Raw genomic sequence first — 11,782 nt, 5'->3', positions numbered from 1 at the left:
GGCGAACGCCCGGTCAAGCCGGGGCGACCCCGAGGCACATTGGCGTCCAACGATGCAGACTGGATGACTCCGCAGCATCGACGTGAAAAAAATACCGGAAGCAAAACGGCCGTGCCGACTGATACGCCGGCACGGCCGTCTGGTTCTCCGTTCACGGACGGGAATTCAGCGCTCAGATCGCAAACGATGCGCCCGTCTGCCCCGTCGATTCGCGCAGGCCCTTGATCCACTTGCGCGCCGGCAAGCCGAGCTCGGCTTCGATCAGCTTCGCGCGCGCGTCGAGCGCGGCGAACGGCACGTCGAGCGCGGGGCCCGAGAACGCGATCGCGATGCGGTTGCCGTCGTGCACTTCGGGCAGCGCGACGACGCGGCCGTCGAAGGCTTCGTTCAGGCGCTTCATGTTGCGCACGAAGCTCGGGTGATCGCCGAACAGATTCACCGTGACGATGCCCGCGTCGGTCAGACACGCGCGCGCCGCGCGGTAAAAGCCGACGCTGTCGAGCACCGGGCCGCGCGCGGTCGCGTCGTAGACGTCGATCTGCAGCGCGCCGATGGTGCCGTGGTTCGCGCTTTCGTTGACGAAGTCCCACGCGTCGGTTTCGTGCACGGTCAGGCGCGCATCGTCGGGCGGCAGTTCGAACATCGTGCGCGCGGCCACCACGACCGCCGGATTCAGCTCGACGGCCTCGACCTTCGCGCTCTTCAGGAAGCGATGCGCGAACTTGGTCAGCGCCGCCGCGCCGAGCCCGAGCTGCACGATGCGCTTCGGCGTTTCGAGGAACAGCAGCCAGGCCATCATCTGCTGCGCGTATTCGAGTTCGATGTGATCCGGCTTGCGCAGGCGCATCGCGCCTTGCACCCATTCCGTGCCGAAATGCAGGTAGCGCACGCCGCCCTCTTCGGAGAACGTCACCGGTGCGAAGCGCGGCTTGCGCGGCGCTTCGATTTGCGGCGCGTCGTGAAGCTCATGATCGACGGCGCGGTTCGCGTTGCGCGCGGTTTTTGGCGCCTGTCTGGGCGCCATTTTCTGCTTACCGCCGATGGCTTCGGCGTCCCGGTTACGGAAAGCGCGCGCCTCGGCCGAAGCGCGCTTGATCAGTTTCGTCATGTGTGGATGTCGCGCCGCGGGCGCATGATTTTTGGTCGACCGAGAGCATAGCATTCGCGGCGCGCACGATCGCTCCGAGCCGCCCGCCGGCGGCCCGTGCGCACATCAGCTCATCAGCTCACTTCACACCCATCACGTCACTCGACGCGCACCGCCTTGAGCGCCTCGTTCAGCGTGCGGCTCGGCCGCATCACCTCTTCGAGCTTGTTGAAGTCCGGCTTGTAATAGCCGCCGATGTCCGCCGGCGCGCCCTGCACCGACGCGAGCTCCGCCACGATCACCTGCTCGTTGGCGGTCAGCCGTGTCGCGAGCGGCGCGAACTGCGCGGCGAGCGCGGCATCGTCCGTTTGCGCGGCCAGCTCCTGCGCCCAGTACATCGCCAGATAGAACTGGCTGCCGCGATTGTCGAGCTCGCCCGTCTTCGGGCTCGGGCTGCGGTTGTTGTCGAGCAGCTTGCCGGTTGCGGTGTCGAGCGTCTTCGCGAGGATCTTCGCCCGGTTGTTGCCGGTCTTGATGCCCAGCTCTTCGAGCGACACCGCGAGCGCGAGGAATTCGCCGAGCGAGTCCCAGCGCAGATGGTTCTCTTCGACGAGCTGCTTTACGTGCTTCGGCGCCGAACCGCCCGCGCCGGTCTCGTACATGCCGCCGCCCGCCATCAACGGCACGATCGACAGCATCTTTGCGCTCGTGCCCAGCTCCATGATCGGGAACAGGTCGGTCAGATAATCGCGCAGGATGTTGCCGGTGACCGAGATCGTATCGAGCCCGCGCACGACGCGCTCGAGCGTGTAACGCATCGCGCGCACCTGCGACATGATCTGGATGTCGAGGCCGGTGGTGTCGTAATCCTTCAGGTAAGCCTCGACCTTCTTGATCAGCTCGGCTTCGTGCGGACGATACGGATCGAGCCAGAACACGGCAGGCGTGCGCGAATTGCGCACGCGCGTGACCGCGAGCTTGACCCAGTCGCGGATCGCCGCGTCTTTCACTTCGCACATGCGCCAGATGTCGCCCTGCTCGACGTTCTGCGTGAGCAGCACTTCGCCGCTCGCGAGATCGACGATGCGCGCCTCGCCGTCTTCCGGCACTTCGAAGGTCTTGTCGTGCGAGCCGTATTCTTCCGCCTTCTGCGCCATCAGGCCGACGTTCGGCACCGTGCCCATCGTGACCGGATCGAACGCGCCGTTGGTCTTGCAGAAGTTGATGATCTCCTGGTAGATGCGCGCGAAGGTGCTCTCCGGGATCACCGCCTTGGTGTCTTTCGGACGGCCGTCGGCGCCCCACATCTTGCCGCCGGCGCGAATCATCGCCGGCATCGACGCATCGACGATCACGTCGTTCGGCGCGTGCAGGTTCGAGATACCCTTCGCCGAATCGACCATCGCCAGTTCCGGACGATGCTCGTGGCACGCGTGCAGGTCGCGGATCACTTCCTCGCGCTGCGATTCCGGCAGCGTCTCGATCTTCTCGTACAGATTGACGAGGCCGTTGTTGACGTTCACGCCGAGTTCGTCGAACAGCTTGCCGTGCTTCGCGAACGCGTCCTTGTAGAACACCTTCACCGCGTGGCCGAAGACGATCGGATGCGAGATCTTCATCATCGTCGCCTTCACGTGCAGCGACAGCATCATGCCGGTCTTGCGAGCGTCTTCCATCTGGTCTTCATAGAACGCGAGCAGCGCCTTTTTGCTCATGAACATGCTGTCGATGATCTCGCCGTCCTCTAGCGCGACCTTCGGCTTCAGCACGATCGTCTTGCCGTCCTTGGTGACGAGTTCCATCTTCACGTCGCGCGCGCGATCGAGCGTCATCGACTTTTCGCCGTGATAGAAGTCGCCGTGCCGCATGGTGGCGACGTGCGTGCGCGACGCCATGCTCCATTCGGTCATGCTGTGCGGATGCTTGCGCGCGTAGTTCTTCACCGCGGCCGGCGCGCGACGGTCCGAGTTGCCCTCGCGCAGCACCGGGTTGACCGCGCTGCCGAGACACTTCGAGTAGCGTTGACGGATCGCCTTCTCGGCGTCGGTCTTCGGATCTTCCGGATAGTCGGGCACCTTGTAGCCCTTCGCCTGCAGTTCCTTGATCGCGCTCGTCAGTTGCGGCACCGATGCGCTGATGTTGGGCAGCTTGATGATGTTAGTGTCGGGCAACGAGGTCAGGCGACCCAGTTCAGCGAGGTTGTCGGGCACCCGCTGCGCTTCGGTCAGAAACTCGGGGAACTCACCGAGGATGCGGCCCGCGACCGAGATGTCGCTGGTCTCGACCTCGATGCCGGCCGGCCTGGTGAAGGTCCGGATGATCGGCAGGAACGCGGCGGTCGCGAGCAGCGGGGCCTCGTCGGTGAGGGTGTAGATGATGGTCGGTTGCTGGGTCGTCATTGCTAGGCTCTGGGCGGGCGGTTGAGAGGCATCTCGCGCGTGATACCGGCAGGATGCGCAAGCGTCGATCAGGAAAACGACAACACGAGGACACAAACGCTGTGCGCGGCGGATGGCGACGCGGGGCCCTGGAACCCCAAAGCGGAACGATTAAGCGAACACGGCGGACTGCGTCGCGCAGCGGGTCGCACGTCTTGATTCTGCCTCATTTTTGGGCTGACGGAAAAGCGCGCGGACCGGACCTCCCGTGCGTCGCACGTCCACATCGATACAATGAGCTGATGTACGGGGATTCCCGCAGATCTGTCAATCGAAGCCGGAGAGCGTCATGGACGGCGATACCAGCAAAGCCCAATCCGACTGGATTTCCCGTTCGGAAACCAGCGGCGGAGTCGAACGCATCGAAGCCTTTTTCCACGGCAATGCGTACTCGCTGCATCGGCACGACACCTACGCTATCGGCCTGACGCTCGCCGGCGTTCAGTGCTTTCACTACCGGCGCGGCTTGCGCACCAGCCTGCCCGGACAGACGATGGTGCTGCATCCCGACGAAGCGCACGACGGTCAGGCCGGCACGCAGGAGGGATTCCGTTATCAGATGATTTACGTGCAGCCAGCCGCCATCCAGGAGGTCCTCGGCGGCCGGCCGCTGCCATTCGTCGAAGGCGGAGTCACGAACGATCCACGGCTGTTCGAAGCGACGAAGACAGCACTGCGCCAGATGCGCGGCGACGCGGAGCCGCTCGAGCGCGACGACGCGCTCGCCGGTCTCGCGCTCGCGCTGGATAGCGTGTCGGACGCCCGAGCTGCGCGCAGGTCCGCGGATTTCGCGGCAGCGCAGCGGGCACGGGAATATCTTCATGCATCGAGCAGCCGCGTCGTCACGCTGGATGAACTTGCCGCCGTCAGCGGACAGGACCGCTGGAGCCTGTCGCGCGATTTTCGAACCTTTTACGGCACCAGCCCCTATCACTACCTGGTCATGCGCCGGCTCGAAGCGGCGCGCGCGATGATGCTGCGCGGCGTTTCCCTCGTGGACACGGCGGCAGCGGCCGGCTTCGCCGACCAGAGCCACATGACCCGGCATTTTCGTCACGCATACGGGATCCCGCCCGCGCGTTGGCTCGCGATGACGAGCGATCGTCGCGCCGGCTAGCACAAGCTTGCACGATCGTTCAAGACACTCGCCGGCGGCCGGCCTAAGCTCTGTTCCAGATATCACCCGAATGGAGCCACCATGCACAGCGATTCCCAGCCGAAACCCGAGCAACGCGGCCAGTACAAGACGATCAATCTGCTCGACAAGATCCGTCAGATCGACGATCACTGGCAGCCGCGCGTCGTTGCCGAAATGAACGACTATCAGTTCAAGGTCGTAAAGATAGAGGGTGATTTCGTCTGGCACCGGCATGCCGACACCGACGAGACCTTCATCGTTCTCGAAGGCCGCTTGCGCATCGACTTTCGCGACCGCTCGATCGAACTGCTTGCCGGTGAAATGGCGGTGGTTCCAAAAGGAGTCGAGCACAAGCCGTATGCCGGCTCCGAAGTGAAGCTGCTGCTGATCGAACCGCGTGGCGTCGTGAACACCGGCGATACGACCAACGAAAGAACGGCCGAAAACGACGTATGGATTTGAGAGCCGCCATGCAAACGCCGCTGCCGATCGTTCGCGAAGCCGTTTTCCCCGCCGATACGCGCAAGCTCGTCGCCGTGATCCGCGAGTATGTCCAGTGGCTGGATCTGGATTTGTCGTACCGTGGATTCGATGCCGAAATGGACGCGTTCGAAGCGGTCTACACGTTGCCATCCGGCATGTTCTTCGTCGCCGATGCCGGCGGCGAACTCGCCGGTTGCGCGGGGCTGCTGCGCCATAGTGCCGGGACCGCCGAAATCAAGCGCCTCTTCGTTCGCGACGCATTCAGAGGGATGCGTCTCGGGGAAACGCTGGTGAACTCGGTGATCGGGAAGGCAAAATCGTTGGGCTTCTCGAAGCTGGTCCTCGACTCGGTGCCGAAAACCGCTTTCGCGCAGCGCATCTACGAGCGATTGGGGTTCGTAGAAATCGCGCCCTTCTACGCAAATCCGGTCGAGGGCACGAGGTTTCTTGCACTCGAGCTTTGACGGCGCGGCGCGCGCGGCGCGGCGTCGCTCGTCTTGAACCTTCTCACAGCGCGCCTAAGTTGAATATACATTTACTGCTTTTTTTTCCAGCGGCCGCTCCGATTCCGCTTTCGAATTTCGCTTAACGCGGAAACGCCCCCTCTTCTTAAGTGCGCGTCGCTCGTCGTCAGCAAAAACCCTAGTTCCGCCACCCTCTTCAATTCGCTATCTTGTCTATACAACTACGCCAATGAAACGGCCTAGCTGAATGTGCTGCGCGACACGGGCTTCCTGAAGACCGCGCGCGGCGCAGGTTTCGCGTTCACGGACGGCGATCTGAGCGATCCGAAGCGCGCGCTCGGCGTACGGCAGCTGACAGGCAATGGCGCGGAGGATTCTCCGCCCCTACGCCGTCCGGCACATTCACACCATCATGCAAACACAAACCCATCCGTTGATTTCCCCGTCGCTCGGCACCGAGCGGTACCTGACGAGCTTCCACTACGGCCCGACGGGCGGACAGAAGATCTACATCCAGTCGTCGCTGCATGCCGACGAGCTGCCGGGGATGCTGGTCGCGTGGGAACTGCGCAGACGCGTCGCCGCCCTCGAGACGGCGGGCAGGTTGCGCGGCGAAATCGTCATCGTGCCGGTACCCAATCCGATCGGCCTCAACCAGCGGGTGCTCGGGCACATGGTTGGCCGCTTCGAAAGCGGCACCGCGGCAAACTTCAATCGCAACTTTCATAATCTGGCCGAGCTCGTGATGCCGCGCATCGAGCCTCACCTGACCGGCGACGCGCAGCAAAATCTGCGCGCCGTGCGCGCCGCAATGCGCGAGGCGCTCGCCGAGCAAACGCCGACCACCGAGCTCGAGTCGCAGCGCCTCGCGCTGCAGCGCCTGTCATACGATGCCGATGTCGTGCTCGACCTGCACTGCGACTTCGAAGCGGCGATGCATCTGTTCACGAATCCCGACACGTGGCCCGACGTCGAGCCACTCGCGCGCTACCTCGACGCGAAAACTTCGCTGCTCGCGCTCAATTCGATCGGCAATCCGTTCGACGAGATTCACAGCTTCAGCTGGTCGGAGCTGCGTGCGCGCTACGGCGAGCGCTATCCGATTCCGAACGGCTCGATCTCGGTGACGATCGAGCTGCGCGGCCAGGCGGACGTGAGCTACGCGTTCGCCGAGCGCGACGCGAACGCGATCGTCGAATACCTGACGTTGCGCGGCGTCATCGACGGCACACCCGCGCCGTTGCCGGAGCTCGCGTTCGAGGCTACGCCTTTCTCCGGCAGCGAGCCGCTCGTCGCACCGATCTCGGGTGTGCTCGTGTTCCGCGCGCCGCTCGGTGTCTGGGTCGAGCCCGGCGAGGCGATCGCCGACATCGTCGATCCGCTGACCGGCCGCGTCGTCACGATCACGAACTCGGTTGCCGGCGTGCTCTATGCGCGGCAACGCACGCGCTTCGCCACCGCGGGGCTGGAGGTTGCGTGTGTCGCTGGAGCCGAGCCTATTCGGAGCGGCTCGCTGCTGCCGAACTGAGCCGGTCGCGTGAAGCGGCCCGGCGCACCGGCGATGCTTGGCCTGCGTCCGGAATGAATGCCGTCAGGAAAGAATCTCCCGCCAACACGAGAGCTTCTGTTCGAATGAAAGCGTCGCATTCGCGGGGCTCGACGACGGCAATACGAGTGTTCGATAGCCTGCCGCACCGATGACCGGCGCGAACCGCCCCGCCGTTTTCCCATTGAAGCAAACCTTATCCAGCAACGGCGCATGTTCGCGCAACGACTCGAAGTCGTTCGGCTGCGCATGGCGGATCGCCGAGTCGAGACTGCCTTGACGGTGGCATGCATCGAGCACATCCCAGATGCCGATCCGATGTGCGAGCACGCGCGCGAGACGCTCGTCATACGGCAACTCGTGCAGCGCGGGTTCGTCGAGCACCGCGCCGAGCAGGCGCCAGAACTGGTTGCGTGGATGCGCGTAATACTGCGCCGCGGCCAGTGACGCTTCACCGGGAAAGCTGCCGAGTATCAGCGTGTGCGTGTCGGCCGCGACGACCGGTGGAAAACCGCGCAACATCAGCGGCTCCGATCGTCCGACGCGCGCGGCGCGGCATGCGCGCGCGACGCGGTGTGATCGAGCGGACGGCCGTGGTCGCGTATCCGCTCGTGCGCGACATGCGCGCCTGAAACGGGCTCGGTTGCAGCGCCGCCCGAGGGCCCCGCCTGCTCCAGCCGGGCCAGATGCTCCCACAGTGCCGGCAACATGCATTCGGTCACCATCAAAGGCGCGCCATGGCGCTCGAACACCGAGCGCCGTGCGACCAGCGCATGCGGCGCATCGACGGCGCCGCCGCCGATCTCACGCGCCGCCAGCCGATACAACGGATGCCGTTGTCCCACCCTGCGGCTCACCAGCGACGAACGCGCGACGCTGCTATCGCTATACAGCAACTCGGCGAGCGGCCGCGTGCGCAGCCGCCGCGTGGCCTGCCAGATGCCGACGCTCGCGGCGCGCGGCGTCACGCTATGCGCGGCGACGAACGCCACACCATCGACCGACAGCACCACTTCGCGCACCCACACGGGCGCGCGCGGCGTGAGTCCGAGCGCGGCGGCTTCGTCGGGCCACGGCAGCGCGACCGCTTCGCGCGTCACGCGCACCGCGACCGCGCCGAGCACGCGCAGATGCGCGGTCAGTGAACCGCCGCGGGTCAGCCAGTCTTTCTGGGCAGCGCTGAAAGTGGGCAAAGGCGCGACGCGCCAGTGGGTGTCTGCGGGATCGAAACGGATAGGCATGGTGTCGGATTATAGCGGCGCGCTCCGACGGCATTTTTCGTGGCAACGCTTGCGCTGATCGCGCGCGCCGCTCCAGACAGAAGCCGGCGCAAACCGACGGCAAAAAAAATGCGCTGCCGAAGCAGCGCATTTCCGAACCACAGAGCGTCAATCCAATAAGAACACCATCAACGCTCCGGGTTCGCCTTCACTGAAACTCAACCCGCGCGCGACAGCAGCAACGCATTGGTCCGCTTCACGAAGCTCGCCGGATCTTCCAGCGCGCCGCCTTCGGCGAGCAGTGCCTGATCGAACAGCAGATGGCACCAGTCGTCGAAATTCGCGCTATCGGCATGCAGACCCTTGACGAGCGCATGCTCCGGATTCACTTCGAGAATCGGATGGAACTCCGGCGCCTGCTGGCCCGCGGCCTTCAGCATGCGCTGCAGGTAGCCGCTCATTTCGCCGTCGTCGGCAACGAGGCACGACGGCGAGTCGGTCAGGCGGAACGTCAGACGCACGTCCTTCGCCTTGCCCTTCAGCGCTTCCTTCATCTTCTCGACGAGCGGCTTGAACTCTTCGCCGATCTTCTCCTGCGCCTGCTTTTCCTCGTCGTTCAGCGCGCCGAGATCAAGGTCGCCGCGCGCGACGCTTTGCAACGGCTTGCCGTCGAATTCGTTGAGGAACGACAGCATCCATTCATCGACGCGATCGGTTAGCAGCAGCACTTCGACGCCCTTCTTGCGGAACACTTCGAGATGCGGGCTGTTCGACGCGGCTTGCCACGTGTCGGCGGTCACGTAGTAGATCTTGGTCTGCTCGGGCTTCCTCCGAGCGACGTAGTCGGCCAGCGACACGGTCTGCTCGGCCGTGCCCGTATGCGTCGTCGCAAAGCGCACGAGCTTCGCGACGCGCTCGCGATTGGCGAAGTCCTCGCCGATGCCTTCCTTCAGCACCTGGCCGAATTCCTTCCAGAAGCTGGCGTACTTTTCCTTGTCGGCGGCTTCATCCGAATTCGCCAGTTCTTCGAGCATCGACAGCGCGCGCTTGGTCACGCCTTCGCGGATCGCCTTCACGTCGCGGCTTTCCTGCAGGATTTCGCGCGACACGTTGAGCGGCAAATCGGCCGAATCGACCACACCCTTCACGAAACGCAGATACGCGGGCAGCAGTTGCTCGGCGTCGTCCATGATGAACACGCGCTTCACGTACAGCTTCAGCCCGCCGCGCTGCTCGCGGTTCCACAGATCGAACGGCGCGTGCGACGGCACGTACAGCAGTTGCGTGTATTCGCTGCGGCCTTCGACGCGGTTATGCGTCCATGTCAGCGGGTCCTGATGGTCGTGCGAGATATGCTGGTAGAACTGCTTGTATTGATCGTCGGTGATGTCGTTCTTCGAACGGGTCCACAGCGCGCTCGCCTGGTTGACGGTCTCGTCCTCGTCCTTCGTGACCATCTCGCTCTTTTCCGCGTCCCACTCTTCCTTCTGCATCAGGATCGGCAGCGCGACGTGGTCCGAGTATTTCTGAATGATCGACTTCAGCCGATACGACGACAGCAGCTCGTCCTCGTCGGCACGCAGATGCAGCGTGATGGTCGTGCCGCGCGCGGCGCGCTCGATCGTCTCGACCGCGAAATCGCCCTCGCCCGCGCTGACCCAGCGCACGCCGTCCGAAGCCGGCAAACCGGCGCGGCGCGTCTCGACGGTGATCTTGTCGGCGACGATGAAGCCCGAGTAGAAGCCCACGCCAAACTGGCCGATCAGCGCTGCGTCCTTCTGCTGGTCGCCCGACAGCTTGCCGAAGAATTCCTTGGTGCCCGAACGCGCGATCGTGCCGAGGTGCGCGATCGTTTCGTCGCGGCTCATGCCGATGCCGTTGTCGTCGATCGTGACGGTGCGCGCGGCCTTGTCGTACGACACGCGAATCCGCAGGTTCGGATCGTTCTCGTACAGTGCGCTGTTTTCGATCGCCTCGAAGCGCAGCTTGTCGGCCGCGTCGGACGCGTTCGAGATCAGCTCGCGCAGAAAGATTTCCTTGTTGCTGTACAGCGAATGGATCATCAGTTGCAGAAGTTGCTTCACTTCTGCCTGAAAGCTCATGGTTTCTTGTGCCATGGTCGGACTTCCTCTCTGTTGCGAATGGGAGATGGGCGGCGGCCGAAGCGGGTTCACACCGGGCTTCGAGCCTGTCGTGCCGGGCCGCCGGATCGTCCGCGCAAATGGGGACGCTCCGGCGCGGTTTCAAGAGGTGCGACGCGCGACGCCGTCCAGATAGCGGCTCAGAAACGCCGGTAGTTCGGGATCGCCGCAATTGGCGATATTGAAGCGCATCCAGGTGCTCGGCGACTGCTGCGGCGAAAACAGCCCGCCCGGCGTCAGCAGATAGCCAGCTTCGTGCCCGGCCGCGGCGAGCGCACCGGCGTCGACGCCGGTATCGGCCCATAGGAACATGCCGGCCGTCGGCGTCAGGAACAGCTTCATGCCGGTCTTCTCGATCATCCGCACGGCCTTCTCGCGCACGCCGTCGAGCCGCGCGCGGATGCGCTCGACGTGCCGCCGGTAATGGCCCTCGGTCAAAATCTTGTAGATCACACGCTCGTTCAACTCGGGGCTCGTCATGCCGACCAGCATCTTCTGATTGCTGACCACCATCGCGACCTCCGGCGCGCAGGCGATGAAACCGACGCGCAGATTCGGCGCAAGCGTCTTCGAGAAGCTGCCGAGGTAGATCACGCGCTTCAGCTGATCGAGGCTCGCGAGCCGCGTGCCCGCGTAGCTGGGCGGGCACAGGTCGCCGTAGATATCGTCCTCGACGACGATGAAGTCGTACGCTTCGGCCAGCCGCAGGATGCGGAACGCCTGCGCAGCGGTCAGCGACGTGCCGGTCGGGTTCTGCAGCACCGAGTTGATCACCAGCATTCTGGGACGCCATTCCTGCACCAGCGCTTCGAGCGCGTCGAGATCGGGACCCTCGGGCGTGTACGGCATGCCGACGAGCCGCGCGCCCTGCGCGGCAAAGCAGCCGAACATCTGGAACCACGCCGGATCGCCGACGATCACCGCATCACCCGGCTTCACGTAGATGCGCGAAATGAGGTCGATCGCCTGCGTGATGCCGGACACCATCACGATCTGCTCCGGCGACGCACCGATTTCCAGTTCCTCGAGGCGCGTCTGCAATTGCTGGCGCAGCGGCAGGAAACCTTGCGCGGTGCCGATGCCGAGCATCTGCATGCCGCTTTGCCGGCCGAGCGTGCGCAGCGCGTTGGTGATGAGGTCGCCGTCGAGCCAACGCGCCGGCAGATAGCCGAGCCCCGGGCTGCGCTCGGGCCGCGCGCCGGTGTGCAGCATGTTGCGCAGCAGCCAGACGACGTCGATATTGGCCGGCGCGGGCAGCGTTTCGG

The 11,782-nt window shown here is 64.4% G+C and carries 10 protein-coding genes; 4 read left to right on the top strand and 6 right to left on the bottom strand.

Annotated features, from left to right (window positions below; all coding sequences use genetic code 11):
* Positions 1 to 172: 172 nt before the first annotated feature.
* Both AB3X89_RS35305 and AB3X89_RS35300 read right to left on the bottom strand, forming a co-directional pair.
* Positions 173 to 1,108 (bottom strand): spermidine synthase, encoded by a 936-nt coding sequence (locus AB3X89_RS35305; protein WP_368587372.1) that lies wholly within the window; start codon positions 1,106 to 1,108, stop codon positions 173 to 175.
* Between the two features lie 137 nt (positions 1,109 to 1,245).
* A complete protein-coding gene (locus AB3X89_RS35300) occupies positions 1,246 to 3,486 on the bottom strand; it encodes an NADP-dependent isocitrate dehydrogenase (RefSeq protein WP_368587371.1) in 2,241 nt (746 codons plus the stop codon).
* A 328-nt stretch (positions 3,487 to 3,814) separates the two neighbouring features.
* On the opposite strand from AB3X89_RS35300, the gene AB3X89_RS35295 reads away from it, so the two are divergent.
* The 4 genes from AB3X89_RS35295 (at position 3,815) to AB3X89_RS35280 (ending at position 7,138) form a co-directional block, all read left to right on the top strand.
* Positions 3,815 to 4,642: an AraC family transcriptional regulator gene (locus AB3X89_RS35295; protein ID WP_368587370.1), complete on the top strand. Its 828-nt coding sequence runs from the start codon at positions 3,815 to 3,817 to the stop codon at positions 4,640 to 4,642.
* Positions 4,643 to 4,723: 81 nt separating this feature from the next.
* Positions 4,724 to 5,125 (top strand): cupin domain-containing protein, encoded by a 402-nt coding sequence (locus AB3X89_RS35290; RefSeq protein ID WP_368587369.1) that lies wholly within the window; start codon positions 4,724 to 4,726, stop codon positions 5,123 to 5,125.
* Positions 5,126 to 5,133: 8 nt separating this feature from the next.
* The gene (locus AB3X89_RS35285) at positions 5,134 to 5,610 is read left to right on the top strand and encodes a GNAT family N-acetyltransferase (RefSeq protein ID WP_368587368.1); all 477 of its coding nucleotides are present in this window, start codon (positions 5,134 to 5,136) and stop codon (positions 5,608 to 5,610) included.
* Positions 5,611 to 6,022: 412 nt separating this feature from the next.
* Complete coding sequence (locus AB3X89_RS35280; RefSeq protein WP_368587367.1) at positions 6,023 to 7,138, top strand: succinylglutamate desuccinylase/aspartoacylase family protein; 1,116 nt, start codon at positions 6,023 to 6,025, stop codon at positions 7,136 to 7,138.
* A 63-nt stretch (positions 7,139 to 7,201) separates the two neighbouring features.
* Here the strand turns inward: AB3X89_RS35280 and AB3X89_RS35275 are convergent, their stop codons facing one another.
* The 4 genes from AB3X89_RS35275 to AB3X89_RS35260 form a co-directional block, all read right to left on the bottom strand.
* The gene (locus tag AB3X89_RS35275) at positions 7,202 to 7,678 is read right to left on the bottom strand and encodes a DNA-deoxyinosine glycosylase (RefSeq protein ID WP_368587366.1); all 477 of its coding nucleotides are present in this window, start codon (positions 7,676 to 7,678) and stop codon (positions 7,202 to 7,204) included.
* The gene (locus AB3X89_RS35270; protein WP_368587365.1) at positions 7,678 to 8,397 is read right to left on the bottom strand and encodes a chorismate lyase; all 720 of its coding nucleotides are present in this window, start codon (positions 8,395 to 8,397) and stop codon (positions 7,678 to 7,680) included. The genes AB3X89_RS35275 and AB3X89_RS35270 overlap by 1 nt, the downstream gene beginning before the upstream one ends.
* 197 nt (positions 8,398 to 8,594) lie before the next feature.
* Positions 8,595 to 10,493 (bottom strand): molecular chaperone HtpG, encoded by a 1,899-nt coding sequence (gene htpG, locus AB3X89_RS35265; protein WP_368587364.1) that lies wholly within the window; start codon positions 10,491 to 10,493, stop codon positions 8,595 to 8,597.
* A 126-nt stretch (positions 10,494 to 10,619) separates the two neighbouring features.
* Positions 10,620 to 11,782 (bottom strand): PLP-dependent aminotransferase family protein (locus AB3X89_RS35260; RefSeq protein ID WP_368587363.1); only part of this gene is annotated, 1,163 nt, incomplete at its 5' end.

The organism is Paraburkholderia sp. BR14320, from assembly GCF_040948665.1.
GTDB lineage: Bacteria > Pseudomonadota > Gammaproteobacteria > Burkholderiales > Burkholderiaceae > Paraburkholderia > Paraburkholderia youngii.
Note: the sequence above shows the minus strand (reverse complement) of the source record. Positions and strands in the feature narration are given on the sequence as shown.

Excerpts from the sequence above, each read along its gene's own strand:
- AB3X89_RS35305 (WP_368587372.1), bottom strand. The coding sequence starts at position 1,108 with ATGACGAAACTGATCAAGCGCGCTTCGGCCGAGGCGCGCGCTTTCCGT.
- AB3X89_RS35300 (WP_368587371.1), bottom strand. The coding sequence starts at position 3,486 with ATGACGACCCAGCAACCGACCATCATCTACACCCTCACCGACGAGGCC.
- AB3X89_RS35295 (WP_368587370.1), top strand. The coding sequence starts at position 3,815 with ATGGACGGCGATACCAGCAAAGCCCAATCCGACTGGATTTCCCGTTCG.
- AB3X89_RS35290 (WP_368587369.1), top strand. The coding sequence starts at position 4,724 with ATGCACAGCGATTCCCAGCCGAAACCCGAGCAACGCGGCCAGTACAAG.
- AB3X89_RS35285 (WP_368587368.1), top strand. The coding sequence starts at position 5,134 with ATGCAAACGCCGCTGCCGATCGTTCGCGAAGCCGTTTTCCCCGCCGAT.
- AB3X89_RS35280 (WP_368587367.1), top strand. The coding sequence starts at position 6,023 with ATGCAAACACAAACCCATCCGTTGATTTCCCCGTCGCTCGGCACCGAG.
- AB3X89_RS35275 (WP_368587366.1), bottom strand. The coding sequence starts at position 7,678 with ATGTTGCGCGGTTTTCCACCGGTCGTCGCGGCCGACACGCACACGCTG.
- AB3X89_RS35270 (WP_368587365.1), bottom strand. The coding sequence starts at position 8,397 with ATGCCTATCCGTTTCGATCCCGCAGACACCCACTGGCGCGTCGCGCCT.
- htpG (WP_368587364.1), bottom strand. The coding sequence starts at position 10,493 with ATGGCACAAGAAACCATGAGCTTTCAGGCAGAAGTGAAGCAACTTCTG.